We start from the raw sequence: 23,679 nt of genomic DNA, 5'->3' as shown, positions 1-23,679 counted from the left end.
GCTCAGTGCCACGTTTTACGGAGTTCGACTTCGGTGTGTCGTGGGTGATGCGTGGCTTCCATCAGGACTGGCTCCACGATGGGGACACGGCCGCCGACGTAGTCGCCAACCGCCTCGCGGGGACAGTCGATGAGGAGGCCCTGGCAGTACGCCGCGACGCGCAGATTCTCGCCAACCTCCCTTCGGAGACTCTGGAGGTGCTGTGGTCCGCTGGGACGGACTACCTGCCGAGCTTCGAGCTGATCGGGAGCGGAGCGGAGTGGACGCGGACGGTCGTCGGCCTGTGTGATGCCCGTCTGTCCACGAAAGGCGATGTTCCCCCGCTGGCGGGTGCGGACACCGAGGACGGCATGGCCTGTCTCGACGCGGTCGTCGCCGCGATCGAAGAGGCACGGTTCCTGACGGCCGAGGTGCGGGCGGCGCTGGTCGACTGTGCCCGCCGCTGTACTCCGGACCTGGCGCTCCGGGTCCTCCTGAGAGCGATGGTGTGCGCGATGCCGGAGGCCTCGCTGTCCCCGGACCAGTACGCGCGGCTGGAGGCCATCGGATCGGCCCTCCAGTACGGCGAGTTCCTGGTGGACGACGTCAGATTCCTCGTCGAAACCGACTAGCCGGCCGCCGCTAGAACCTCGGCGCGTTACGGGACCGCTGCACCCTGATGGTGCGGCGGTCCTTCGCGTTCCAGCAGGACTGGTGCCAGTGGCGGCGGTCGTCGACGCCCGAGTGTTCCGGCCAGGCCACCACGTGCGGGACACCGGAGGGGATCATCTGGTCGCAGCCCGGGCAGCGGTAGGTCTTGCCCTCCGCGCTCGCCCCGGCGACATGGCGCACGCTCCACTCCTCGCCCTGCCAGCTCTCGGTCGACTGCCAGCCGCCGTACCGGCCGGTACGGTCGTCCTCGGCGCTCCGGCCCGATGATCCGGCTGCCTTCGGTCGGTTGCGACGCGGGGACACGGGACACCTCTCGGGGCTATACAGGGAGCAGGGGCTGCGTCCAGCCTACGCGCCGCCGAGAGGGGTACGCGTACGGAACCAAACCGTACAAGTCCCCCTCCGGGACGACCCATTCTGCAGACAATCCGCAAATCTCTCCGCCAGGCCGTGTCCTGGGCACGTGTCAGACGGTTATGCCGGGTGGGGGAGCTCCGGGTCGGAGCCAAGGAAGCAGGAAACGCGATGTACGTAGGAAGTTTTGTGCTGGGCGCCCAGTTCCCGGGCCAGGGCCCCGGGGAGGCCCTGCACCGGGTCGTCCGCTCGGCGGAGGTCGCCGAGGAGGCCGGGCTGGACGCCGTATGGCTGGCCGAGCACCACTTCGTGCCGTACGGCACATGCCCGTCCGCCGTCACCCTGGCCGCCCTGCTGCTCGGCCGCACCCGCCGCATCCGCGTCGGCACGGCGGTCAGTGTGCTGCCCACGGCCCACCCGGTCGCCCTCGGCGAGCAGGCGGCGCTGCTGCACCTGACGAGCGGCGGGCGGTTCAGCCTGGGTGTCGGGCGCGGCGGGCCCTGGGTGGATCTGGAGGTGTTCGGCGCGGGCCTGGAGGCGTACGAACACGGGTTCCCCGAGTCACTCGATCTGCTGCTGCGCTGGCTGCGCGAGCCGAGGGTCGGGGCGGCCGGCGAGCGGTACCGGTTCCGCGAGGTGCCCGTCGTACCGCGCCCGTCGGAGGCGCTGACGGAGACCCCCGGGCCGGAGGTCGTCGTCGCCTGCACCTCCCCGGCGAGCGTACGGCTGGCCGCCGAGCGCGGGCTGCCGATGCTGCTCGGCATGCACGTCGGGGACGAGGAGAAGGCCGAGATGGTGGCCCTGTGGCGGCGCTGCGCCCGGGCTGCGGGCCGGCCGGGCGAGGAGATCACGGACGCCGCGCATGTCTCGGCCGGGGTGTGCCAGCTCGCCGACCGGCGCACGGACGCGGCCGAGACCCTGCTGAAGGCGATGCCGGGCTGGCTGAAGCAGGGCCTGGAGTCGCATGTGACGGTCGACGGCCGGGCGCGCGCGATGCGCGACCCGCACGCCTACACCGAGCTGCTCTGCGGACTGCACCCGGTCGGCACCCCGCGGCTCGCCGCCGACCGCCTCGCGGCCACCTCGGAGCGCACCGGCGTCTCCCGTTTCGCCCTCCTCACGGAGGGCTCGGGCGATCTCGCCGCGACCGAGGAGAACCTCCGACGGCTGGGCGCCGAGGTACTGCCCCAGCTGCGCTGAGCCGTCCCTCACCGCACCGGCCGCCTTGTGGGCTTGCCGCCCCAGGACTGAAAGCACCTCCCGCGGATGGAGCGGCAAGCGAGCGGCTCACTGGCCCTGCCGTGGCGGGCCTGCGCGTCAGCAGTCCCGGAGCTCCGGCGACTGGTTCAGCAACTGGTTGCGCACCGAGGTGAAGCGGGCCAGCGTCTCGTCCACCGAGGCGTCCAGCGGGAACACCGCCACCCGGTGACAGTTCTGGAAGGCCAGCCGCACACCGAAGTGCCGCTGCAGGGCGCCGCGGATGGCGTCACTCGCGAGCGCGCGCAGCAGCTGACCGCGTGCCTGCTCGTCCGGCGGGGGCGTCTGGTTGTCGGCGAACGGGCCGCCGTCGACCTTCAGCTGGGCCACCAGGGAGCTGATCATCTCCCATGCGTAAGGCAGGGAGGTCCGGACGCAGTCGACGAATGCTGCTTCGTCGACCTCGCCTCGCTCGGCCTGTTCGAGTAGGGCCGGTGAGACGTCGAGCGACATGGGTACTCCTCTCGCACCCCCGCAGGGCAGGGGTTGCCGGACAGGTAGGGGAGTTCGCTATTTCGAACACGCTCGGTACACACACCACGACCTCCCCTTCTCTACGTTAGGCAACGGTCGGTGACCACACCAGCAGAATGGGTATATGGAACGGTCCCGTTACGGGCACAATCGGCCAGGGATGAACAAGAGTTTCCAGGGACAATTGGGGCGATCCACAGGGAGCGTGATGGGCGAATCGCGTGCACCGGCGCGCGTCGAGTAGCGTTGCCGACCATGCGTCTCGTCATTGCCCGGTGCTCGGTCGACTACGCCGGCCGGCTCACCGCCCACCTGCCCTCGGCGCCCCGCCTGATCCTGGTCAAGGCGGACGGCAGCGTCTCCATCCACGCCGACGACCGGGCCTACAAGCCCCTCAACTGGATGTCGCCGCCCTGCACGCTGAAGGAGGGGACGGGCGAGGACGAGGGCGTGTGGACCGTCGTCAACAAGGCGGGCGAAAAACTGATCATCACGATGGAGGAGATCCTCCACGATTCCTCGCACGAACTGGGCGTGGACCCCGGTCTGATCAAGGACGGCGTGGAAGCGCACCTCCAGGAACTGCTGGCCGACCGCATCGAGACGCTCGGCGACGGATACACGCTCATCCGCCGTGAGTACATGACGGCCATCGGCCCGGTGGACATCCTGTGCCGCGACGCGGACGGTCAGACGGTCGCGGTGGAGATCAAGCGGCGGGGCGAGATCGACGGCGTGGAGCAACTCACGCGCTACCTGGAGCTGTTGAACCGCGACCCCCACCTGGCCCCGGTCCGCGGCGTCTTCGCCGCCCAGGAGATCAAGCCCCAGGCCCGCGTCCTCGCCACCGACCGCGGCATCAACTGCCAGATCCTCGACTACAACGCCATGCGAGGCATCGAGGACGACAAGCTCCGCTTGTTCTGAGCAAGAAGTGCTAGATCACCCGGTCCGGAGACTCCGACGCGCTCCCCGGGCTCGACGCGCTCTGCGAACTCGCCGTACTTCCCGGACCCCCCGAACTCCGCGGTGCCGTCGGGCCGCTCGCCGTGTCCGTCGTGGACGGGGTCGTACCGCCCGTCTGGGTCGGTGTGGGCGTGGGCGTCGGCGTCGGTGTGTGGGAGGTCGGCGGGGTCGAGGTCGGTGTGCCCGAAGGGGACGTCTTCGTCGGGGTCGGGGAACCCGGCTTGGTCGTCCTGGACTTGGACGGGGTCGGGGACGTGGGTCCGGTGCCCGTGCCCCGGGTGTGGCTTGTGCCGGCCGACGGCGATGTGGCCGGCTGGGCCCGCGTCGGGTCGTCCGTCGTGCCGTACGTGCCGTCGGGGCCCGGGTTCGTCGGGCGGGTGACGGTCGGACCCGAGCCGGTGCGCGCCGGCGGGTCGTTCTTCGGGTCCGCGCCGAGGCTGCCGTCGTCCAGACCCGGGCTCGCCGACGGGTTGACGTCGACCTTCCCGGCCGGGTTCTTGCCGGCGTTGTCGTCGGAGGTCATGCCGAGCGTGACGACCGTACCGAGCACGGCGGCGAGCAGCGCCCCCGAGCCGATCGCCACGAGGTTGCGGCGGGCCAGCCGCGCAAGGCCCCTGCCCCGCGCCGTGGCGGCCGCCGGGAGCAGGTGGGTGACCAGGGGGTCGCCGAGGGGCACGTACGGCGGCGGCGCCGACTCCTCGTGCCGTACCTCCGGCAGCTCCTCCCCCGCCGCCGGTACGAGCCCCGCCGCCACGAGTCCGGGCACCTCGCCGGAGCGGTCCGCGACCAGCGCGAGGGCCCGGCGGCCGGCGACGGTGCCCCGCCTGTCGGCGAGCGCCCCGCGCAGCCCGATGGACGCCTCCAGCTCGGCGCGGGCCCGGTCGAGCTGTCCGCCGCACAGCGCCAGAACACCCAACTCATGGTGGAAATAGGCCTGTTCACGCACCTCGCCGGCCAGTCGGGAGGCTTCCGCGCCGGAGCGCAGGGCCCGTTCCCAGGCGCTCCAGTGCAGCCCGGCGGCGAAGGCGGGCGCGGCCGTACGGGCGAGCCGTACCGCGCCGCTCTCCTGCCCTTCGGCGGACGGAGCCGTCTGCGGGACGGCCGCGGCGAGCGCGGCCAGGACCGCGTCGGCCTCGGCGCACACCCGCTCGGCGGTGACCGACGGATGACCGGCCCACCAGGTGTAGTGCTCGGCGGCGGCCAGGGCCTGGGCCTCGGTGTCGTCGGCGTATCCGGCGGCCTCCAGCTGGGTCCGCACGCCGGCCGCGAGCCGGTAGCGGGCGCCGACCGGGGAGACCAGTCCGCACGCGGTGAGTTCGCCGAGGGCGGCGTCGGCGTGGGTGTCGCCGATCAGTGCCGGCAGATGCGCCTGGTGCGGCACCTCGCCGCCGAGGGCGACGGCGAAGCGCAGGGTGGCGCGGGCGGAGGCGCTGAGCCGGGAGGCGAGCAGCGGGGCGGGCGCGGCGGCCTCACCGAGCGAGGGCAGGGGGACCTCGTCCGCCGGCTCCGGGGACGGTTCGACCGGCTCGGGTACGTCCTCGAAGACGCCGTACTCGTCCACCGCCCCGGCGCCGGCCCGCAGCTCGTCGCGCTGCCGGAGCAGGGCGCCGGCCTGGACGAACCTCAGCGGCAGCCCCTCGGACTCGAACCACAGGTCGCCGGCCCAGTTGGCCTCCTCCTCGGTGAGGACCCGGCCGACGGTCCGCTCCAGGATCTCCACACCACCGGCCCGGTCGAGGCCGCTGAGGAAGACCTCCTCGACCGCGGACCCGTCGGAGGGCGCCGGCACCTCGGGGGTGGCGCCGATCAGGAACGCGCACTCGGGGGTGGCGTCGAGCAGCTCGTCGAGGGCGGTGCCGCCGAACTCGATGTCGTCCAGGACGACGACCGCGCCGATCTCCCGGACGAGCGCCCGCAGTTCGTCCGGTTCCGGGCGGTGGAGCGGGGCGTCGTAGACGGCGTGGACGAGGTCGTGCAGGACGTCGGTGGAGGTGCGGTGGAAGCCGTTGAGGCGGACCACGCCGTCGGGCGCGAGGTCCAGGCAGTCCTCGGCGACGAGGTCGAGCAGCGCGGTGCGGCCGGAACCGCCGGGGCCGGTGAGCCGGACCGAGCGGCCACGGGCCAGCAGCCGGACCAGGCGCTCGCGTTCGTCCTGCCGTTCCACCAGGGAGAGCGCCGGCTGGGCGGGACCGGGCGGTACGGGCGGCCGGGTGGCACGCTCGGCCTCGGCGCGCTCGGCGGCGGTGCGCTTGCGGGGCCTGGCCGGCCGCCGGGCCGGCGGGCAGAGCTCTATCTCGCTGCCGTCGACGGGGTTGACGGTCAGCAGCAGGTCGCCGGAGACGAGCTGCGCCGTACGGGCGAGCGCGGGCGCGCTCTGACCGAAGTCGGAGGTGAGGGATTCCCGGGGCGGGCGGCGGCTCGCCGCCTGGCCGTGCTCCTCGGGTCCCCGGTCGATCGGGTCCATGGGTTCCATGCGTTCCATGGGTTCAGCCCCCCAAAAGCGTTGTGTGCCCGTGATTTCGGCCCCTCCCGGCCTTGTCGCACACCGCGCTGTCGCTTCTGGTCCGGGCCCGCTCGGTCGAGGGTTGCGAGGCGGCGGGCGACCGAACCCTAAACCTTCGCTCAGTATCTCCGACAGGGCGGGGTGCCAGGTGGTCCGAGACGTCACAGTCCGGTGAGGATTGCCCCCGACGTGCGCTTCGGCGGCTGCGCCCGGTTCCGCCGGGGCTCCCCTGTCGCCCGGTTCACACCCGTAACGACCTCACACCCGGGGCAGCGACTCGACCCCGATGCCGCCCTCGATGGCGAGGATGCGGTGCAGCCGCGTGGCCACCAGCAGGCGCTGCATCTGCGGCGGGACACCGCGCAGCACCAGACGGCGACCGCAGCGGCCGGCCCGCCGATGGGCACCCATGATCACCCCGAGTCCGGTGGCGTCCCAGGAGTCCAGTTCGGACAGGTCGAGCACCAGATCGCCGACTCCGTCGTCGACAGCCGAGTGCAGGGCCGTACGGGCGTCCGCCGCGCTGCGGACGTCGAGGCGGCCCCCGACGACCAGCTCGGCATGGTCGCCCCTGATGTGCATAAGCGCTCCCCGTTGAGTGCGGTTGGCGTACTCGGTGACGGTGCTGTGCACCGTCTGACTGCGTGCGTGGTGGTGCGGTTGCTGCTTGTAAGCGAACCGATACCGAATTCACCCCGGGGAGTGATGTTCCCGGGGTGAATGTCCGGCGTTGTGCGTGTACGGGTGGGTCTCCAGTACGTACGACGGGCGGGTCTGCGTACGTACGACGGGCGGGTCTCAGTACGTGTAGAAGCCCTGCCCGCTCTTGCGGCCGATGTCACCGGCATCCACCATCCGGCGCATCAGCTCCGGCGGGGCGAACTTCTCGTCCTGGGACTCGGTGTAGATGTTGCTGGTGGCGTGCAGCAGGATGTCCACGCCGGTGAGGTCGGCGGTGGCGAGCGGACCCATGGCGTGCCCGAAGCCGAGCTTGCAGGCCAGGTCGATGTCCTCGGCGGTGGCGACACCGGACTCGTAGAGCTTGGTCGCCTCGACGACGAGGGCGGAGATGAGCCGGGTCGTCACGAACCCGGCGACGTCCCGGTTGACGACGATGCAGGTCTTGCCGACGGACTCGGCGAACTCCCGCGCCGTGGCGAGGGCTTCGTCACTCGTCTTGTAGCCGCGGACCAGCTCGACGAGCTGCATCATCGGCACCGGCGAGAAGAAGTGGACGCCGACGACCCGCTCGGGGCGCTCGGTGGCCGCCGCGATCTTGGTGATCGGGATGGCGGAGGTGTTGGAGGCGAGCACGGTGTCCTCGCGCACGATCTTGTCGAGGGCGCGGAAGATCTCGTGCTTGACCTCCAGCTTCTCGAAGACGGCCTCGACCACGATGTCCGCGTCGGCGGCGGCGTCCAGGTCGGTGGTCGCGGTGATGCGGGCCAGGGAGGCGTCGGCGTGCTGCGCCTCCATCTTCCCCTTGCTCACGAACTTGTCGTACGACGCCTTGATGCCGTCGGTGCCACGCTTGAGCGCCTCGTCGGTGACGTCACGCAGGACGACGTCCCAGCCCGCCTGCGCGGCGACCTGAGCGATACCGGACCCCATCAGCCCGGCCCCGATGACGGCAAGCTTCCGTGCCACTCCGACTCCCCTTTGAACGCGCTCCAAGTCTGCTTCTCCGGCGGACCATAGCGCTCCGGAGCGGCTGTGTGAGCAGTAAGTAACGCGCGTCACGTCTCACTTGACGGACATCACACCGGCAGCGGTATGCGCCGCCCGGCCGGACCGCCTCTGCGGTACTGCGCACCCGGAAGTGGCTTTTCACCCCAATGGATTGAATCGTCGCCGTTCGCCCCGCCGCTCCGAGGGTGGCGCCGGGTGGCGCGGCCCGGCCCTTGGGCTCATTGTTCCGTAACCCCATGATCACGTGGCGTGCCGGACGGCGGCCGGGTCATGCTGGCTGCCCCTCCTGGTTCTTCAACACCGGGCCTTCGAGGGGAAGTTGGAGTGAGTCCTGCTCACAGAAACGAAGTGCGTGATGTCGAGTAAGAAGGTGATGACCGTCGCCGTCCTGGTGACGGTCCTCACGTGGAGCACGGTGATGACCGTGCTGGGACAGGTCGCCGCCGTGGCCACCTTGCTCCCGTCCCTGGGCCTGCTGGTGCAGCAGATCGTCCAGGCCCTGACCGGTCCCGAGAGGGAGGAGCCGCCCCGATGACCTCGCCCTCCGGCGCCGACCGGCCGGCTCCCGCGGAGGCCGGCGGCAGGCGCGGCCGGAAACCGGCCCCCATCTCCGCGACCGCGGGCCTGTCCCACCGCGCCTGGCTGGAGCCGGTGCGCAACCGCGTCCGCTCCAGCGGCCTGACCCTGGACGAACTCGTCCACCGCTCCGGCTACTCCAAGACCCGGATCAGCGAACTCCTGCGCGGCAACGGCTACTACCCCGCCTGGGAGATCACGTTCAGCGTGATCCGTGCACTCGGCCTGCCCGTGCCGCCGATGCGCCGCCTGTGGACCGCCGCGGCCCGCGAAGCCCACAAGGAACAGGGGTGGATCGACCACTGCATCGAGCAGGTGGCGTGCGCCCCGGAGCCCCCGCCCCTGGCCCACCAGGCCTTCACCGAGGCGATGCGTGCGCCCTACACCGCCTACGCCCGCGCCTTCCTGCTGGCCGAGGACCGCGTCCGCTGGGCGGTGGGCGAGACCTTCGACCTGCTGTGGCTGTCCTGGAGCACGGCCGCGAGCAGCGAGAACCTCCGGCGCAACGCCTGGCGCCTGCTGCGGTCCCGGGTGCTGGCCCGGGCCGCCCACCGCGACGGCCGCCCCGACCTGCGCGCCGCCGTCTTCTCCACCGAGGAGGTCAGCGAGAGCGTGCCGGGCCGTCTCGTCGTCATGACCGACCTGGTGGACCTCTTCGACGCCATCGCCCGCCTCCCCCAGGACCAGATGGACGTGGTCGTGCTGGGTCACCTGTGCGGCCTGGGCCTGGAGGAAACGATCCCCTACGTCACCGGTCTGAGCCCGGCCATCACCCACGCCGTCGACCACCACGCCCGCGCGGCCCTCGAAGACCTGCTGCGCCGCACGGGCTCCCGGGAGTGACCCCTACCGCCATGCCTGACATAGACGCCCTCCTCGCCCGCGCCCGACTGCACCACCGCCCCGACGTCCCCGCCGACACCGTCCCCTACGAGGACAGCGCCTACCCCGGATACGGGCAGGGCGTCATCGGCGCCGCCGACGCCCGCCCCGCCGACCCCGCCGCCATCCGCGACCTGCGCACCCTGTGCGACTCCCTCCTCTGCGCGCTCGCCCCCGGCACGCTCCGCTTCCTCACCGACCAACTCCCCGAACCGGAGGGCGCCTGGCTGCTCGGCTGCGCCCTGAACGTCGCCGGGATCGACGAAGGGGCCCGCTTCTGGTGGCAGTACGCGGCCGGCGCCGGACACGCGCCGTCCGCCTACTGCCTCTCCCTGCACCATCGCGCGCGCGGCGAGGGCCACGCGGCTGCCTTCTGGTACGGCCAGACAGGCCTCGACGCCACGACCGACCACGACACCATCCCCGTGACCGGCACGTCCGCGCCCGTGAGTTGCACCTTCGACGCGTCGGTCCCCACGGTGCTGCGGGTCCTCAGCGGCCTGACCGCCCCGGGCACGCACCGACGGCCCCGTCGCGCCGACGTCGTCACGTCGTACGTCGCCCACGCCGTCCGACGCGGCTACGCCCGGCACCCCGGCGTCGAGATACCGGTACCGGGCCCGCGCTTCGCGGACCGGGTCAGCTCGCTTCTCACAGAAGCGGCACGGTGAGCGCGGGCCGGTCGATACGCTACGTGGTCGTACGGCTACGGAGTCGGGGAGGGGTGTGCCATGCCGGCGCGGAAGGTGATCACAGGGCGCAGCCAGGAGCCCCGGAAGCGCTATGCGGAGGAACTCCGGCGCCTGCGCACTGCCCGGGGCTTGAGCCTGCGCGCACTGGCGGACGCGGTCGGCTGGGATCCGTCGCTCTTCATGAAGCTGGAGAGCGGGAAGACGCTGGGCAGTCCGGAGGTCGCCGAGGCGCTGGATGAGTTTTACGGCACGCCTGGGCTGCTGTTGGCGATGTGGGAGATGGCGGTGGGGGATCCGACACAGTTCAAGGAGCAGTACCGGCGGTACATGTTGCTGGAGGCCGAGGCGGTGAGTCTTTGGCACTACGCGGTGAGCGCACCGCCGGGTCTGCTCCAGACGGCCGGGTACGCACGCGAGGCGCTCGCGGCGGGCTGGATCAAGGGCCAGGAGCTGGACCAGCAGGTCGAGGCACGATTGGGGCGGTGCCAGCTGCTGGAGAGCGACAACCCGCCGCTGTTCCGAGTCATCCTTTCCGAGGCGGTGCTGCGCACTTCGCTGCGCGATGTGACCGCCTGGCGCGAGCAGTTGGAGCACTTGGCGAACGTCGCCGAGCGCCCGAACATCACCCTCCAGGTGCTGCCGTTCAGCGCCGGTCCTCATGGTCTGATGAACACCGCCGTCATGTTCCTACGGCTGACGGACGGCCGTACGGTCGCCTATTCCGAGAACGACCTGCGTGGCGAACTTGTCGAAGAAACCGCCTCAGTTGAGGAACTGCAGCGTAGGTACGATGCGATGCGTGACCTCGCGCTGCCCCCGGCCGAGTCGCGCAAGTTCATCCTGCGGATGTTGGAGGAAATGCCGTGCGAGCCATCGATCTGAGCGGCGTGACCTGGCGCAAGAGCAGCTACAGCAACACCAGCGGCGGCGAGTGCCTCGAAGTCTCCGCCGATCTCCTGCACGGCGCCGCCTGGCGCAAGAGCAGCTACAGCAACCCCGACGGCGGCAACTGCCTCGAAGTCTGCGACAGCATCCCCTCCGCCGTCCCCGTCCGCGACAGCAAGACCCCCGACGCCCCCGCCCTCCTCTTCGCGGCGGAGCCGTGGTCGTCGTTCGTCGCGGGCGTCAGGAGCGGCGCGTTGCGCTAGTCCTCGCCCCGTACCGCATAACCGAGGACCTTCTCGCTCAACAGGTCCTCGATGTCATCCAGCAGCACCAGCACCTCCCGGGACACCTCGCGCGGGTCGCGCCCCTTGACCATCTCGCGGCCGATGACCGCGACGACCGTGCTGTGGATCCAGCCGATCTGGCCGGCCATCAGGTGGGGCAGCTCGTCGTCGGCTGATGCGCCGGTGTCCTCGCGCAGCACCTCTTCCAGGTTGGCCTGGACCTCCTGGGCGAGGGCCCAGAGGCGGGAGCGCAGGGCCGGGGCCTCCTCGATGACCTTCATGAAGGCGGCGTAGCCGGGGAGCAGGCCGACCCGGGGGGAGACCGCCTCCACCTCCTCGCGCAGCTCGCGCAGTACGGCGGCGGCGGCCGACTCGCCTTCCGGCCTGCCCCGGACCCAGCGGGCGAGGCGGTCGACCATGCCGGCCGAGCGGTCGAAGAAGAGGTCCTCCTTGGCCGGGAAGTAGTTGTACACGGTGTTGACGGAGACGTTCGCCGCCTCGGCGATCTCCGCGACCGTCACCGCGTCGAAGCCGCGCTCGACGAACAGGCCCGTGGCGACATCCGAGATGTACTGCCGGGTCTGCCGCTTCTTCCGCTCCCTGAGTCCCTCAGCCATGCCCGCATCCTAACTTCGCTGGAGCCGATGAAAACTTGGGGTGATTGAAAATTTTCAGAGACTCTGTTTTTCTGGGGGCATGACAGCAGTCATCAGTGCGGCGGGTCTCGCCCGCACCTTCCAGACCAAGACCGGGCCCGTCCAGGCCGTGCGCGGTATCGACCTCGCCGTCCGGGAAGGCGAGATCCTCGGCTTCCTCGGGCCCAACGGCGCCGGCAAGACGACCACCCTGCGGATGCTCACCACCCTGCTGAAGCCGACCGGCGGCGCCGCCACCGTCGCCGGGCACGACCTCGCGACGGATCCGGCCGGGGTACGCGCGGCGAGCGGGTACGTCGCCCAGTCCGGCGGGGTCGATCCGCAGATCACCGTGCGGGAGGAACTGGTCACCCAGGGGCGGATGTACCGGCTGACCAAGGCCGGGGCGAGCGCCCGCGCCGAGGAACTCGCCCGCGATCTGGACCTCACCGGGTTCCTGGACCGCAAGGCCGGGGCCCTCTCCGGCGGTCAGCGCCGGCGGCTGGACATCGCGATGGCGCTCACCCATCGGCCCAGGGTGCTGTTCCTGGACGAGCCGACCACCGGCCTCGACCCGGGCAGCCGCGCCGACCTGTGGGACCTGGTCCGCCGGCTCCGCGACGACCACGGCACGACCGTCTTCCTGACCACGCACTACCTGGACGAGGCCGACGCCCTCGCCGACCGTCTGGTGATCGTCGACAACGGCACGGTCGCCGCCGAGGGCACGCCGAGCGCGCTGAAGCTCCGGTACGGCGGCTCGATCGACGCCTCGCTCCAGGACACCTTCCTCGCCGTCACCGGCCGCGGGCCCGCCCCGGCCGACGCCGCCCCCGTCGCCGTATAACGCCGTACAAGGATCCGAAAGACGATGCTTCTCCACGACACGGCCCTCATCTACGGCCGCTACCTCCGCCAGTCCCTTCGCTCCCGCTTCGCCCTGCTCTTCGGGGTGCTCACGCCCCTGCTCTATCTGCTCTTCTTCGGGCCGCTGCTCACCGGTCTGCCGCTGGGCGGCACGGGCAGCTCGTGGCAGGTACTGGTCCCCGGCCTGCTGCTGCAACTCGGTCTGTTCGGCGCCCTGTTCGCCGGGTTCACGGTCATCATCGAGAAGGGGCAGGGAGTGGTGGAGCGGATGCGGGTGACGCCGGTCAGCCGGCTCGCCCTGCTGCTCGGCCGGGTGCTGCGCGACGCCACGGTCTTCGTCTTCCAGGCGGTGCTGCTGGTGCTGGCCGCGCTGGCGATGGGCCTGCGCGCGCCGGTCACGGGCATCCTGATCGGCTTCGGGTTCGTCGCGCTGCTCACGCTGTCGCTGGCCTCGCTGTCGTACGCGCTCGGAATGAAGGCCCGTACCCCGCAGGAGTTCGGTCCGCTGATCAACATGGTGTCGATGCCGTCGATGCTGCTGTCCGGCCTGATGCTCCCGATGACCCTGGCGCCGGCCTGGCTGAACGTGCTGTCGCACTTCGTGCCGTTCCGCTATCTGGTGGACGCGGTGCGCGACGCGTACGTCGGGCAGTACGCGACCGCGCACATGCTCTACGGCGTCCTCGTCGCCGTCGGCTTCACGGCGCTGACGGTGACGGTGGGCACACGGGTGTTCCGGACGGCCGGGGCGTAACTAGGCTGGCCACATGGTCAATCTGACGCGCATCTACACCAGGACCGGCGACAAGGGCACCACCCACCTCGGTGACATGAGCCGGGTGCCCAAGACGGACCTCAGGATCTCCGCCTACGCGGACGCCAACGAGGCCAACGCGGTGATCGGCACCGCGATCGCGCTGGGCGGTCTGGAGGCGGAGGTCGTCGCCGTCCTCACGCGCGTCCAGAACGACCTGTTCGACGTGGGTGCGGACCTGTCGACGCCGGTGGCGGAGAACCCGGAGTTCCCGCCGCTGCGGGTCGAGCAGTTCTACATCGACAAGCTGGAGGCGGACTGCGACCGCTTCAACGAGCGGCTGGAGAAGCTCCGCTCCTTCATCCTGCCCGGCGGCACCCCGGGTGCGGCCCTGCTGCACCAGGCCTGCACGGTCGTACGCCGGGCCGAGCGCTCCACCTGGACGGCCCTGGAGGTCCACGGCGAGACGATGAACCCGCTCACCGCGACCTACCTCAACCGGCTGTCGGACCTGCTGTTCATCCTGGCGCGCACCGCGAACCAGACGGAGGGCGACGTGCTGTGGGTGCCCGGCGGTGAGCGTTAGCCCTCGCGCTTCGGGAACAGCGTGTAGCTGCCGGCGATGATCACGTTGATGCCGATCACCCACAGCATCCGCAGCTGCCACTGGCGCAGTGAGCCGGTCTCGCCGGCGGAGCCGACGTACCAGACGGCGGCCTGGAGCAGGGCCAGGGCGACCACGGAGGCCAGGATCCAGCGGCCCGCGACCTTCCATTCGTGGACGGCGCGGGCCGTGCCGTAGCGGGGCGGTTTCACCGGGGGCGGGCCGCCGGCGAAGCGGTGGGCGACCCGGGCGTCGGCCCACTTGACCGTCGAGTGGCCCAGCCCGACCGTGAAGCCGATGTAGACGGCGGCCAGGCCGTGCCGCCAGTCCGGCTGCGCGCCGTGCTTGAGGTCGATCGCGGTCACCACGAACAGCACGACCTCCAGCAGCGGCTCGCACAGCAGCAGCGCGAGGCCCGTGCGGGGCATGCGCAGCCCGTAGCGGAAGGCCAGTCCGGCCGCCAGCAGCACCCAGAACGCCACCTCACAGGCGATGATCAACCCTACGACCATGGTTCGCTCCCCTCGTCACCCTTCAAGGCTCCCGGTGGCCGGGGCGCGGATCATCGTCGGCGGGGGCGAAGTCCGCGTAAGCGAAAGTTGCAGTGCAGGACCCTGCCCGGGGCGCACGCGGGCCGCGTGTGGGCCGTGTTGGATGGGGGCATGGCCCTCGCACTCCCCCGCCCCCACCGTGACGACCTGCGGATCGCCGTGGGCGGGCTGCTCGGCGGGCTGCTGCTGTGGTCGCTCGGTCTCCACTCGCGTGGGCCCACGGACCCGCTCGTGCTGTGGTCGGCGCCCTGGGCCCCGCTGGTGCCGCTGGCGGTGACGACCGCGTGCGAGCCACTGCGCCGCACCCGGCCCCGCACCGGTCTGCTGGTCGGCACCCTCGCGCTGACCCTGGACACGGTGACCCTGGGCAGCCTGGTCACCGTCGTGCTGTACACCGACCTGATGTACGCGGCCGTCGTGTACGGCACCCCGGCCTCCGCCCGCCGCATCCCCTGGGTCACCGGGATGCTGACGGTGCTCGGCGGGGTCGTACCGGCCGCCCTGTGGCGCGATCCGCAGGCGCTGCTGATCGGTGTCGGGATCGGCGTGGTCGCGCTCGCGCCCGCCGCGACCGGCTGGGTGGTGCGCGACCACCGGGACGCGGCCGAGGCCGCCCGGCTGCGGGCGGAACAGACCGCGCTGCTCGCCGAGATGGACCGCGCCCAGGCGGTCACCGCCGAACGGGCGCGCATGGCACGGGAGTTGCACGACATGGTGGCCAACCATCTGTCCGCGATCGCCATCCACTCCACGGCCGCGCTGTCCCTCGACGATCCGGCGACCTCACGGGACGCCCTGGCGGTGATCCGGGAGAACAGCGTGGACGGGCTGGCCGAGATGCGACGGCTGATCGGCATCCTGCGGGATACCGGCGGTGACCTGGAGCCGGCCGCCACACCGACCCTCGACGGCCTCGCCGCCCTGGTCAGGGGCGCCCGCGCCAACGGTCTCGACGTGCGCCTCGACACCGGTCACGGCCGGGTGCCGGCGCCGGTGGAGCTGGCGGCCTACCGGATCGTGCAGGAGTCGCTGACCAACGCGCTCAAGCACGCGGCGCCGGGGACGGTCCGGGTGACCGTGCGGCAGGCCGGGGACACCCTGACCGTGGAGGTCACGAGCCCCTACCGGCCCGGTGACAGCCCGCGCGCGCCCGGCTCGGGTTCCGGGCTCACCGGGATGCGGGAGCGGGCGAACCTGCTCGGCGGCGGCTTCACGGCCGGGGCGCAGGCCGGCCGGTGGACCGTACGCGCCAACCTTCCGCTCACCGACACCGAAGGAGATCCCTCGTGATCCATGTCCTGGTCGCCGAGGACCAGTCCGCCGTCCGCGCCGGACTGGTCCTGATCCTGCGCAGCGCGCCCGACATCGAGGTGGTCGGGGAGGCGGCGGACGGGGAGCGGGCGGTGGAGCTGGCCCGGGAACTGCGGCCGGACCTGGTGCTGATGGATGTGCAGATGCCGCGTCTGGACGGGGTGTCGGCGACCCGGCAGATCGTGGCGGAGGGGGTCGCGGACGTGCTCGTGCTGACCACCTTCGACCTGGACGAGTATGTGTTCGGGGCGCTGCGGGCCGGGGCGGCGGGGTTCCTGCTGAAGAACGCCGAGGCGCGGGATCTGCTGGAGGCGGTGCGGACGGTGGCGCGCGGCGAGGGCATCGTCGCGCCGGCGGTGACCCGGCGGCTGATCGCCGAGTTCGCGGCCGGTCCGGTGCGGAAGGCGAAGGCCGATCCGGCCGTGCTGGACGGTCTGACCCGGCGCGAGCGGGAGGTGCTGTCCTGTGTCGGCCAGGGGCTGTCGAACGCCGGGATCGCCGAGCGGCTGCAGATGGCGGAGGGGACGGTGAAGACGCACGTCAGCCGGCTGCTGGCCAAGCTGGAGCTGCGCAGTCGGGTTCAAGCGGCCGTACTGGCACAGGAGTTGGGGATCTGACACTGCGGTCGGCGAAGTGGTCCAGACCTATTGACGGGTGGTCCAGACCTTTCTACTCTCGCAGCACCGTGGGCGTGAAGGCTCAGTCATGCCCCTGACATCCCCACATTCGAGGAGGCGCAGCATGCGCTTCAGACACAGAGCCGCCGCAGGCCTCGCGACCCTGCTGCTTCCCCTGGCCGGCCTCGTCGGTCTCGCCGGCCCCGCCCAGGCCGCGGCCGACGCGACGGCGAGTTTCACCAAGACCAGCGACTGGGGAACCGGCTTCGGCGGCCAGTGGACCATCAAGAACACCGGCACCAGCGGCATCAGCTCCTGGACCGTCGAGTGGGACTTCCCCTCGGGTACGTCCGTCACCTCGGCCTGGGACGCGGACGTCACCAGCTCCGGCACCCACTGGACCGCGAAGAACAAGTCCTACAACGGCACCATCGCCCCCGGCGCCTCGGTCTCCTTCGGCTTCAACGGCTCGGGCCCCGGCTCCCCCTCCAACTGCAAGCTCAACGGCGACAGCTGCGACGGTACGACGGCCCCCGGTGACGCCGCGCCCTCGGCGCCCGGCACCCCGACCGCCTCCGGCATCACCGACACCTCGGTCAAGCTCTCATGGGGTGCGGCCACCGACGACAAGGGCGTCAAGAACTACGACGTCCTGCGCGACGGCAAGGTCGTCGGCACGGTGACGACCACCTCGTACACCGACAGCGGCCTGACCGCCGGCACCGACTACTCCTACACCGTGCAGGCCCGGGACACCGCCGACCAGACCGGGCCGGTCAGCGGCGCGGTCAAGGTGCACACCACCGGCGGCACCACCACTCCCCCGACCACCGGCGACAAGGTCAAGCTCGGCTACTTCACCGAGTGGGGCATCTACGGCCGCAACTACAACGTCAAGAACCTGGTGACGTCAGGCTCGGCGGCCAAGATCACGCACATCAACTACGCCTTCGGCAACGTGACCAACGGCCAGTGCGCGATCGGCGACTCCTACGCCGACTACGACAAGGCCTTCACCGCAGACCAGTCGGTCAGCGGCGTCGCCGACACCTGGGACCAGCCGCTGCGCGGCAACTTCAACCAGCTGCGCGAGCTGAAGGCCAAGTACCCGAACCTCAAGGTGCTGTGGTCCTTCGGCGGCTGGACCTGGTCCGGCGGCTTCGCCCAGGCCGCCGCCAACCCGGCCGCGTTCGCCCAGTCCTGCTACAACCTGGTCGAGGACCCGCGCTGGGCCGATGTCTTCGACGGCATCGACATCGACTGGGAGTACCCGAACGCCTGCGGCCTGTCCTGCGACACCAGCGGGGCGGCGGCCTTCAAGAACGTGCTGGCCGCACTGCGCGCCAAGTTCGGCTCCAAGGCCCTGGTCACCGCCGCGGTCACCGCCGACGGCTCCTCCGGCGGCAAGATCGAGGCCGCGGACTACGCCGGTGCCGCCCAGTACGCCGACTGGTACAACGTGATGTCGTACGACTTCTTCGGCGCCTGGGACGCCAAGGGCCCGACCGCCCCGCACTCCCCGCTCACCTCGTACAGCGGCATCCCGAAGGCCGGCTTCGACACGGCCGACGCGATCGCCAAGTACAGGTCGATCGGCGTCCCCGCGTCCAAGCTGCTCATCGGCATCGGCCTCTACGGCCGCGGCTGGACCGGCGTCACCCAGGACGCCCCGGGCGGCACAGCCACGGGCCCGGCGGCGGGTACCTACGAGCAGGGCATCGAGGACTACAAGGTGCTCAAGACGTCCTGTCCGGTCACCGGCACCGTCGCGGGCACGGCGTACGCGCACTGCGGCAGCAACTGGTGGTCGTACGACACCCCGTCGACGATCGCCGGGAAGATGAGCTGGGCCAGGTCCCAGGGGCTCGGCGGGGCGTTCTTCTGGGAGTTCAGCGGCGACACAAGCAACGGTGAACTGGTGAACGCCATCAGCAGCAACCTGTAGGGCCTGTAAGAGGCCCGTACCTGTAAAAGTCCCTAAGCGACGTTGACGCGCTGACCGGGCGGGGCTGCCTCCAGCCACGCGAGGAATCCGGTCAGCGCGTCTTCGCTCATCGCGAGTTCGAGGCGCGTGCCCCGATGGGTACAGGCGAGGATCACCGCGTCGGAGAGCAGCGCCAGCTCCTCCTCCCCCTCGGGCAGCCGGCGGCCGGCCACCTCGATCTGCGCGCGCTCCAGCGTGCGGCGCGGGCGGAAGGCGTAGGAGAAGACGCGGTACCACTCGATGCGGTCGCCGTTGTAGCGGGCGACGCCGTAGGACCAGCCCTTGCCGTTGGCGTCCGGTCTCTCGGCCACGTCCCAGCGCAGGGAACAGTCGAAGGTACCGCCCGAGCGCTGGATGAGTCTGCGGCGCAGGCCGAACAGGAACAGTCCCACCACCACGAGCGCGACCACGATCCCGCACACAGTCAGAGCGAGGATCACCGGCACCGACCTCCTCGTCTCCTAGGCACTGCTTCTGTCACTTCGTAATGAAACGGAAAAAACACCCACATCTACCTCAGCCGCGACCGGCACCGGATTGCTCCGGGCCGGCCGCGGCTGAGTGACGTCATACCGCGCGCTGGACTCAGCGCGCCGCCGCCGCGCGGAGGCGGACGTCCGCGCGACGCTCGGCGGCGGCATCGCCCTCCGCCTTCGCGCGCTCCAGCTCCCGCTCCGTGCGCTGGACATCGATCTCGTCCGACAGCTCGGCGATCTCGGCCAGCAGCGACAGCTTGTTGTCCGCGAACGAGACGAAACCGCCGTGCACAGCGGCGACGACCGTTCCATTGTCACTCGTCCGGATGGTCACCGGGCCCGACTCCAGCACACCGAGCAGCGGCTGGTGACCGGGCATGACGCCGATGTCGCCGGACGTGGTGCGCGCGACGACCAGGGTGGCCTCACCAGACCAGACCTGGCGGTCGGCGGCGACCAGCTCGACGTGCAGCTCAGCAGCCAAGAGTGGCTCCTCGGGTCACCACCCGGCGGTTCTGCCGGGTGTTGGGGTCAATTCTAGTGGGCGTGGATGAGGGGGCGGGACGCACCCCGCCCCCTCACACGAACTCAGCGAGTTCAGGAGACGCCGAGCTCCTTGGCGTTGGCCTTGAGGTCCTCCAGGCCACCGCACATGAAGAACGCCTGCTCCGGGAAGTGGTCGTACTCACCGTCGATGATCGCGTTGAACGCGGCGATCGACTCGTCCAGCGGCACGTCCGACCCGTCGACGCCGGTGAACTGCTTGGCGACGTGGGTGTTCTGGGACAGGAAGCGCTCCACGCGACGGGCACGGTGGACGACGAGCTTGTCCTCCTCGCCGAGCTCGTCGATACCGAGGATCGCGATGATGTCCTGGAGGTCCTTGTACTTCTGCAGGACCGTCTTCACGCGCATGGCGGCGTTGTAGTGGTCCGCGGAGATGTAGCGCGGGTCCAGGATCCGGGACGTGGAGTCCAGCGGGTCCACGGCCGGGTAGATGCCCTTCTCGGAGATCGGACGGGACAGCACCGTCGTCGCGTCGAGGTGGGCGAAGGTGGTCGCCGGGGCCGGGTCGGTCAGGTCGTCGGCGGGGACGTAGATCGCCTGCATCGAGGTGATCGAGTGACCGCGGGTCGAGGTGATGCGCTCCTGGAGGAGACCCATCTCGTCGGCCAGGTTCGGCTGGTAACCCACCGCGGAGGGCATACGGCCGAGCAGCGTGGAGACCTCGGAACCGGCCTGCGTGAAGCGGAAGATGTTGTCGATGAAGAACAGCACGTCCTGCTTCTGGACGTCACGGAAGTACTCGGCCATGGTCAGGCCGGCCAGCGCGACGCGCAGACGGGTGCCCGGGGGCTCGTCCATCTGACCGAAGACCAGCGCGGTCTTGTCGATGACGCCCGAGTCGGACATCTCCTCGATCAGGTCGTTGCCCTCACGGGTGCGCTCACCGACACCGGCGAACACGGAGACACCGTCGTGGTTGTTGGCGACACGGTAGATCATCTCCTGGATGAGCACCGTCTTGCCGACGCCGGCGCCGCCGAACAGGCCGATCTTGCCGCCCTTGACGTACGGGGTGAGCAGGTCGATGACCTTGACGCCCGTCTCGAACATCTCGGTCTTGGACTCGAGCTCGTCGAAGTTCGGGGCCTTGCGGTGGATCGGCCAGCGCTCGCCGTCGTAGGTCTCGTCGACGTTCAGCACCTCACCGAGGGTGTTGAACACCTTACCCTTGGTGAAGTCACCGACGGGGACGGAGATGGCGGAGCCGGTGTCGGTCACCGCGGCCTGGCGGACCAGACCGTCGGTGGGCTGCATGGAGATGGTGCGGACCAGGCCGTCACCCAGGTGCTGGGCGACCTCCAGGGTCAGCGTCTTCTTCTCGCCCGCGTTCGCCGGGTCGGCGACCTCGACGTGCAGGGCGTTGTAGATCTCCGGCATCGCGTCGACGGGGAACTCCACGTCGACGACCGGGCCGATGACCCGGGCGACGCGGCCCGTAGCCGTCGCGGTCTCAACAGTGGTGGTCATTTATCGGTCACTCCCCGCGGTCGCGTCGGCCAGGGCGCTCGCGCCACCGACGATCTCGCTGATTTCCTGGGTGATTTCGGCCTGGCGGGCCGCGTTGGCAAGCCGGGAGAGCGTGTTGATCAGCTCGCCCGCGTTGTCGGTGGCCGACTTCATCGCGCGCCGCGTGGCGGCGTGCTTCGAAGCGGCCGACTGGAGCAGCGCGTTGTAGATGCGGCTCTCCACATAGCGCGGCAGCAGGGCGTCGAGGACGTCCTCCGCCGAGGGCTCGAAGTCGTACAGCGGGAGGATCTCCCCCTGGGGGTGAGCCTCCTCGGCGACCTCTTCGAGGCGCAGCGGAAGCAGCCGGGCGTCCAGCGCCGTCTGCGTCATCATCGAGACGAACTCGGTGAAGACGATGTGGAGTTCGTCCACACCACCCTCGGCCGTGTCCTTCTCGATCGCCTCGATCAGGGGCGCCGCGACCTTCTTGGCGTCCGCGTACGTCGGCTCGTCCGTGAAGCCCGTCCACGACTCCGTGACCTTGCGCTCACGGAAGTTGTAGTGGGCGACACCGCGCCGGCCGACGATGTACGTGTCGACCTGCTTGCCGTCGCGCTCCAGGCGCTCGGTCAGCTGCTCCGCCGTCTTGATGGCGTTGGAGTTGAAGGCGCCGGCCAGACCGCGGTCGCTCGTGAGGAGCAGGACCGCGGCACGGGTCGGGTTCTCCGCCTCCGTGGTGAGCGGGTGCTTGGTGTTCGAGCCGGTGCCGACCGCCGTGACCGCGCGCGTCAGCTCGGTCGCGTACGGCGTGGAGGCCGCCACCTTGCGCTGCGCCTTGACGACGCGCGAGGCGGCGATCATCTCCATCGCCTTCGTGATCTTCTTGGTCGCGCTGACGGATCGGATGCGACGCTTGTAGACCCGGAGCTGAGCTCCCATGAGTCAGGTCCCTTCCTTACGTCACTTGGCGGCAGCGGCAGGAACGTCCTCGCCGAGCAGCTTGCCGTCCGAGGTCTCGAACTGCTTCTTGAACTCGGCCACTGCGTCGTCGATCGCCTGGATCGTGTCGTCCGACATCTTCGCGCCCTCCTTGATGGAGGTCATCAGGCCCTGGTGCTTCCGGTGCAGGAAGTCGATCAGTTCCTTCTCGAAGCGGCGGATGTCGACGACCGGGACCTCGTCCATACGGCCGTTGGTGCCGGCCCAGACGGAGACGACCTGGTCCTCGGTGGCCATCGGCTGGTACTGGTCCTGCTTCAGCAGCTCGACCATGCGCTGACCGCGCTCCAGCTGAGCCTTGGAGGCCGCGTCCAGGTCGGAACCGAAGGCGGCGAACGCCTCCAGCTCGCGGAACTGGGCGAGGTCCACCCGGAGGCGGCCGGAGACCTGGCGCATCGCCTTGTGCTGCGCGGAACCACCGACTCGGGAGACGGAGATACCGACGTTCAGCGCGGGGCGCTGACCGGCGTTGAACAGGTCCGACTCCAGGAAGCACTGGCCGTCGGTGATGGAGATGACGTTGGTCGGGATGAACGCCGAGACGTCGTTGGCCTTGGTCTCGACGATCGGCAGACCGGTCATCGAACCGGCACCCATCTCGTCGGAGAGCTTGGCGCAGCGCTCCAGCAGCCGGGAGTGCAGGTAGAAGACGTCACCCGGGTAGGCCTCACGGCCCGGCGGGCGGCGCAGCAGCAGCGACACGGCGCGGTAGGCGTCGGCCTGCTTCGACAGGTCGTCGAAGATGATCAGGACGTGCTTGCCCTCGTACATCCACTGCTGGCCGATGGCCGAACCGGTGTACGGCGCCAGGTACTTGAAGCCGGCCGGGTCGGACGCCGGGGCGGCGACGATGGTCGTGTACTCCAGGGCGCCGTTCTCCTCCAGCGCGCGGCGCACGCCGGCGATGGTGGAGCCCTTCTGGCCGATGGCGACGTAGATGCAGCGGACCTGCTTCTTCGGGTCGCCGGTGCGCCAGTTGTCGCGCTGGTTGATGATCGTGTCGACGGCCAGGGCGGTCTTGCCGGTCTGGCGGTCACCGATGATCAGCTGACGCTGACCACGGCCGATCGGGGTCATCGCGTCGACGGCCTTGTAGCCGGTCTCCATCGGCTCGTGCACCGACTTGCGCTGCATGACCGTGGGGGCCTGCAGCTCAAGGGCACGGCGGCCGGACGTCTCGATCTCGCCGAGGCCGTCGATCGGGTTGCCGAGCGGGTCGACGACACGGCCGAGGTAGCCCTCGCCGACCGCGACGGAGAGGACCTCACCGGTGCGGGTGACCGGCTGACCCTCCTCGATGCCGCTGAACTCGCCGAGTACGACAGCACCGATCTCGCGCTCTTCCAGGTTCAGCGCGAGACCGAGGGAGCCGTCCTCGAACTTCAGCAGCTCGTTCGCCATGGCCGAGGGCAGACCCTCGATCTTGGCGATACCGTCGCCGGCGACGGTGACCGTACCGACCTCCTCGCGCGAGGCCGCGTCCGGCTTGTACGACTGGACAAAGTTCTCCAGCGCGTCCCGGATCTCCTCCGGCCGGATCGTGAGCTCCGCCATCTGGGTTCCCTGCTCTCCTTGTTGGGCCCGAAGTTTCACTTGGGGGGTCTGGGGGCGACCCCCAGGAATCCTCTGCACGGCCCAACCAGGGCCGTAAGTAC

Annotated in this window: 26 protein-coding genes; 14 read left to right on the top strand and 12 right to left on the bottom strand. The window is 70.4% G+C overall.

Annotation, left to right across the window (positions count from 1 at the left end; translation table 11 throughout):
• Positions 1-5 precede the first annotated feature (5 nt).
• Complete coding sequence (locus ABZ624_RS31395; RefSeq protein ID WP_360096460.1) at positions 6-611, top strand: hypothetical protein; 606 nt, start codon at positions 6-8, stop codon at positions 609-611.
• Between the two features lie 10 nt (positions 612-621).
• Here ABZ624_RS31395 and ABZ624_RS31390 read toward each other — a convergent pair whose 3' ends face one another.
• Entirely contained in the window at positions 622-954 is a 333-nt protein-coding gene (locus ABZ624_RS31390) for an ATP/GTP-binding protein (RefSeq protein WP_360096457.1), read from the bottom strand.
• Between the two features lie 222 nt (positions 955-1,176).
• Here ABZ624_RS31390 and ABZ624_RS31385 point away from each other — a divergent pair, with 222 nt between their 5' ends.
• The gene (locus ABZ624_RS31385; RefSeq protein WP_360096454.1) at positions 1,177-2,205 is read left to right on the top strand and encodes an LLM class flavin-dependent oxidoreductase; all 1,029 of its coding nucleotides are present in this window, start codon (positions 1,177-1,179) and stop codon (positions 2,203-2,205) included.
• 117 nt (positions 2,206-2,322) lie between these two features.
• Here ABZ624_RS31385 and ABZ624_RS31380 read toward each other — a convergent pair whose 3' ends face one another.
• A complete protein-coding gene (locus tag ABZ624_RS31380; protein WP_014675028.1) occupies positions 2,323-2,715 on the bottom strand; it encodes an SCO5389 family protein in 393 nt (130 codons plus the stop codon).
• A gap of 276 nt (positions 2,716-2,991) precedes the next feature.
• Between ABZ624_RS31380 and nucS the strand changes: the two genes are divergently transcribed.
• Positions 2,992-3,663 carry an endonuclease NucS gene (gene nucS, locus ABZ624_RS31375; RefSeq protein WP_360096451.1) on the top strand — a complete coding sequence of 224 codons (672 nt, stop codon included), beginning with the start codon at positions 2,992-2,994 and terminating at the stop codon, positions 3,661-3,663.
• Between the two features lie 10 nt (positions 3,664-3,673).
• Here the strand turns inward: nucS and ABZ624_RS31370 are convergent, their stop codons facing one another.
• The 3 genes from ABZ624_RS31370 to ABZ624_RS31360 all read right to left on the bottom strand — a co-directional run bounded on the left by ABZ624_RS31370 (position 3,674) and on the right by ABZ624_RS31360 (position 7,852).
• Positions 3,674-6,166, bottom strand: coding sequence for an ATP-binding protein (locus ABZ624_RS31370; RefSeq protein ID WP_360096616.1), 2,493 nt, complete (start codon positions 6,164-6,166; stop codon positions 3,674-3,676).
• A gap of 297 nt (positions 6,167-6,463) precedes the next feature.
• Entirely contained in the window at positions 6,464-6,787 is a 324-nt protein-coding gene (locus tag ABZ624_RS31365; protein WP_360096613.1) for an STAS domain-containing protein, read from the bottom strand.
• A 216-nt stretch (positions 6,788-7,003) separates the two neighbouring features.
• Positions 7,004-7,852, bottom strand: a complete 849-nt coding sequence (locus ABZ624_RS31360; protein WP_360096448.1) for a 3-hydroxyacyl-CoA dehydrogenase family protein — start codon at positions 7,850-7,852, stop codon at positions 7,004-7,006.
• 397 nt (positions 7,853-8,249) lie between these two features.
• On the opposite strand from ABZ624_RS31360, the gene ABZ624_RS31355 reads away from it, so the two are divergent.
• Genes ABZ624_RS31355 through ABZ624_RS31335 form a run of 5 tightly spaced genes read left to right on the top strand, consistent with a single transcriptional unit; the run spans position 8,250 to position 11,192 of the window.
• Positions 8,250-8,429: a hypothetical protein gene (locus ABZ624_RS31355; RefSeq protein WP_351250135.1), complete on the top strand. Its 180-nt coding sequence runs from the start codon at positions 8,250-8,252 to the stop codon at positions 8,427-8,429.
• Positions 8,426-9,313: an XRE family transcriptional regulator gene (locus ABZ624_RS31350; RefSeq protein WP_360096445.1), complete on the top strand. Its 888-nt coding sequence runs from the start codon at positions 8,426-8,428 to the stop codon at positions 9,311-9,313. Before ABZ624_RS31355 ends, ABZ624_RS31350 begins: the two co-directional genes overlap by 4 nt.
• 11 nt (positions 9,314-9,324) lie before the next feature.
• A complete protein-coding gene (locus ABZ624_RS31345; protein WP_360096442.1) occupies positions 9,325-10,023 on the top strand; it encodes a hypothetical protein in 699 nt (232 codons plus the stop codon).
• Between the two features lie 60 nt (positions 10,024-10,083).
• Positions 10,084-10,926, top strand: a complete 843-nt coding sequence (locus ABZ624_RS31340) for a helix-turn-helix transcriptional regulator (RefSeq protein ID WP_360096439.1) — start codon at positions 10,084-10,086, stop codon at positions 10,924-10,926.
• The gene (locus tag ABZ624_RS31335; RefSeq protein WP_360096436.1) at positions 10,908-11,192 is read left to right on the top strand and encodes a DUF397 domain-containing protein; all 285 of its coding nucleotides are present in this window, start codon (positions 10,908-10,910) and stop codon (positions 11,190-11,192) included. The genes ABZ624_RS31340 and ABZ624_RS31335 overlap by 19 nt, the downstream gene beginning before the upstream one ends.
• On the opposite strand, the gene ABZ624_RS31330 is transcribed toward ABZ624_RS31335, so the two are convergent.
• Positions 11,189-11,830 carry a TetR/AcrR family transcriptional regulator gene (locus ABZ624_RS31330; RefSeq protein WP_360096433.1) on the bottom strand — a complete coding sequence of 214 codons (642 nt, stop codon included), beginning with the start codon at positions 11,828-11,830 and terminating at the stop codon, positions 11,189-11,191. The two genes, ABZ624_RS31335 and ABZ624_RS31330, sit on opposite strands and share 4 nt — an antisense overlap.
• A 79-nt stretch (positions 11,831-11,909) precedes the next feature.
• On the opposite strand from ABZ624_RS31330, the gene ABZ624_RS31325 reads away from it, so the two are divergent.
• The 3 genes from ABZ624_RS31325 to ABZ624_RS31315 are packed head-to-tail and all read left to right on the top strand — an operon-like array spanning position 11,910 to position 14,055.
• On the top strand, positions 11,910-12,695 hold the full coding sequence (locus tag ABZ624_RS31325; RefSeq protein WP_360096430.1) for an ATP-binding cassette domain-containing protein: 786 nt from the start codon (positions 11,910-11,912) through the stop codon (positions 12,693-12,695).
• 24 nt (positions 12,696-12,719) lie between these two features.
• Positions 12,720-13,469: an ABC transporter permease gene (locus tag ABZ624_RS31320; protein ID WP_360096427.1), complete on the top strand. Its 750-nt coding sequence runs from the start codon at positions 12,720-12,722 to the stop codon at positions 13,467-13,469.
• A gap of 13 nt (positions 13,470-13,482) precedes the next feature.
• Positions 13,483-14,055, top strand: coding sequence for a cob(I)yrinic acid a,c-diamide adenosyltransferase (locus tag ABZ624_RS31315; RefSeq protein WP_360096424.1), 573 nt, complete (start codon positions 13,483-13,485; stop codon positions 14,053-14,055).
• On the opposite strand, the gene ABZ624_RS31310 is transcribed toward ABZ624_RS31315, so the two are convergent.
• Complete coding sequence (locus ABZ624_RS31310) at positions 14,052-14,585, bottom strand: hypothetical protein (protein WP_360096421.1); 534 nt, start codon at positions 14,583-14,585, stop codon at positions 14,052-14,054. The genes ABZ624_RS31315 and ABZ624_RS31310 overlap by 4 nt on opposite strands.
• 150 nt (positions 14,586-14,735) lie before the next feature.
• On the opposite strand from ABZ624_RS31310, the gene ABZ624_RS31305 reads away from it, so the two are divergent.
• The 3 genes from ABZ624_RS31305 to ABZ624_RS31295 all read left to right on the top strand — a co-directional run bounded on the left by ABZ624_RS31305 (position 14,736) and on the right by ABZ624_RS31295 (position 18,497).
• Entirely contained in the window at positions 14,736-15,914 is a 1,179-nt protein-coding gene (locus ABZ624_RS31305) for a histidine kinase (protein WP_360096418.1), read from the top strand.
• Complete coding sequence (locus tag ABZ624_RS31300; RefSeq protein WP_360096415.1) at positions 15,911-16,552, top strand: response regulator transcription factor; 642 nt, start codon at positions 15,911-15,913, stop codon at positions 16,550-16,552. The genes ABZ624_RS31305 and ABZ624_RS31300 overlap by 4 nt, the downstream gene beginning before the upstream one ends.
• A gap of 124 nt (positions 16,553-16,676) precedes the next feature.
• A complete protein-coding gene (locus ABZ624_RS31295; protein ID WP_360096412.1) occupies positions 16,677-18,497 on the top strand; it encodes a glycoside hydrolase family 18 chitinase in 1,821 nt (606 codons plus the stop codon).
• A gap of 32 nt (positions 18,498-18,529) precedes the next feature.
• On the opposite strand, the gene ABZ624_RS31290 is transcribed toward ABZ624_RS31295, so the two are convergent.
• The 5 genes from ABZ624_RS31290 to atpA all read right to left on the bottom strand — a co-directional run bounded on the left by ABZ624_RS31290 (position 18,530) and on the right by atpA (position 23,578).
• Positions 18,530-18,976: a DUF2550 domain-containing protein gene (locus tag ABZ624_RS31290; RefSeq protein WP_360096409.1), complete on the bottom strand. Its 447-nt coding sequence runs from the start codon at positions 18,974-18,976 to the stop codon at positions 18,530-18,532.
• Positions 18,977-19,121: 145 nt separating this feature from the next.
• The gene (locus ABZ624_RS31285; protein WP_360096406.1) at positions 19,122-19,496 is read right to left on the bottom strand and encodes a F0F1 ATP synthase subunit epsilon; all 375 of its coding nucleotides are present in this window, start codon (positions 19,494-19,496) and stop codon (positions 19,122-19,124) included.
• A 113-nt stretch (positions 19,497-19,609) separates the two neighbouring features.
• Entirely contained in the window at positions 19,610-21,046 is a 1,437-nt protein-coding gene (atpD, locus tag ABZ624_RS31280) for a F0F1 ATP synthase subunit beta (protein WP_360096403.1), read from the bottom strand.
• Positions 21,047-21,964 (bottom strand): F0F1 ATP synthase subunit gamma, encoded by a 918-nt coding sequence (locus ABZ624_RS31275; protein WP_360096400.1) that lies wholly within the window; start codon positions 21,962-21,964, stop codon positions 21,047-21,049. It lies immediately after the preceding gene.
• Between the two features lie 21 nt (positions 21,965-21,985).
• On the bottom strand, positions 21,986-23,578 hold the full coding sequence (gene atpA / locus ABZ624_RS31270) for a F0F1 ATP synthase subunit alpha (protein WP_360096397.1): 1,593 nt from the start codon (positions 23,576-23,578) through the stop codon (positions 21,986-21,988).
• Positions 23,579-23,679: the final 101 nt, after the last annotated feature.

Source organism: Streptomyces sp. NPDC007205, from assembly GCF_040634095.1.
Classification (GTDB): Bacteria; Actinomycetota; Actinomycetes; order Streptomycetales; family Streptomycetaceae; genus Streptomyces.
Note: the sequence above shows the minus strand (reverse complement) of the source record. Positions and strands in the feature narration are given on the sequence as shown.

Coding starts and splice junctions, on each gene's coding strand:
- ABZ624_RS31320 (WP_360096427.1), top strand. CDS start 12,720: ATGCTTCTCCACGACACGGCCCTCATCTACGGCCGCTACCTCCGCCAG.
- ABZ624_RS31355 (WP_351250135.1), top strand. CDS start 8,250: ATGTCGAGTAAGAAGGTGATGACCGTCGCCGTCCTGGTGACGGTCCTC.
- ABZ624_RS31305 (WP_360096418.1), top strand. CDS start 14,736: ATGGCCCTCGCACTCCCCCGCCCCCACCGTGACGACCTGCGGATCGCC.
- ABZ624_RS31350 (WP_360096445.1), top strand. CDS start 8,426: ATGACCTCGCCCTCCGGCGCCGACCGGCCGGCTCCCGCGGAGGCCGGC.
- ABZ624_RS31315 (WP_360096424.1), top strand. CDS start 13,483: ATGGTCAATCTGACGCGCATCTACACCAGGACCGGCGACAAGGGCACC.
- ABZ624_RS31275 (WP_360096400.1), bottom strand. CDS start 21,964: ATGGGAGCTCAGCTCCGGGTCTACAAGCGTCGCATCCGATCCGTCAGC.
- ABZ624_RS31330 (WP_360096433.1), bottom strand. CDS start 11,830: ATGGCTGAGGGACTCAGGGAGCGGAAGAAGCGGCAGACCCGGCAGTAC.
- ABZ624_RS31325 (WP_360096430.1), top strand. CDS start 11,910: ATGACAGCAGTCATCAGTGCGGCGGGTCTCGCCCGCACCTTCCAGACC.
- ABZ624_RS31340 (WP_360096439.1), top strand. CDS start 10,084: ATGCCGGCGCGGAAGGTGATCACAGGGCGCAGCCAGGAGCCCCGGAAG.
- ABZ624_RS31380 (WP_014675028.1), bottom strand. CDS start 2,715: ATGTCGCTCGACGTCTCACCGGCCCTACTCGAACAGGCCGAGCGAGGC.
- ABZ624_RS31345 (WP_360096442.1), top strand. CDS start 9,325: ATGCCTGACATAGACGCCCTCCTCGCCCGCGCCCGACTGCACCACCGC.
- atpD (WP_360096403.1), bottom strand. CDS start 21,046: ATGACCACCACTGTTGAGACCGCGACGGCTACGGGCCGCGTCGCCCGG.
- nucS (WP_360096451.1), top strand. CDS start 2,992: ATGCGTCTCGTCATTGCCCGGTGCTCGGTCGACTACGCCGGCCGGCTC.
- ABZ624_RS31385 (WP_360096454.1), top strand. CDS start 1,177: ATGTACGTAGGAAGTTTTGTGCTGGGCGCCCAGTTCCCGGGCCAGGGC.
- ABZ624_RS31310 (WP_360096421.1), bottom strand. CDS start 14,585: ATGGTCGTAGGGTTGATCATCGCCTGTGAGGTGGCGTTCTGGGTGCTG.
- ABZ624_RS31370 (WP_360096616.1), bottom strand. CDS start 6,166: ATGGACCCGATCGACCGGGGACCCGAGGAGCACGGCCAGGCGGCGAGC.
- ABZ624_RS31295 (WP_360096412.1), top strand. CDS start 16,677: ATGCGCTTCAGACACAGAGCCGCCGCAGGCCTCGCGACCCTGCTGCTT.
- ABZ624_RS31365 (WP_360096613.1), bottom strand. CDS start 6,787: ATGCACATCAGGGGCGACCATGCCGAGCTGGTCGTCGGGGGCCGCCTC.
- atpA (WP_360096397.1), bottom strand. CDS start 23,578: ATGGCGGAGCTCACGATCCGGCCGGAGGAGATCCGGGACGCGCTGGAG.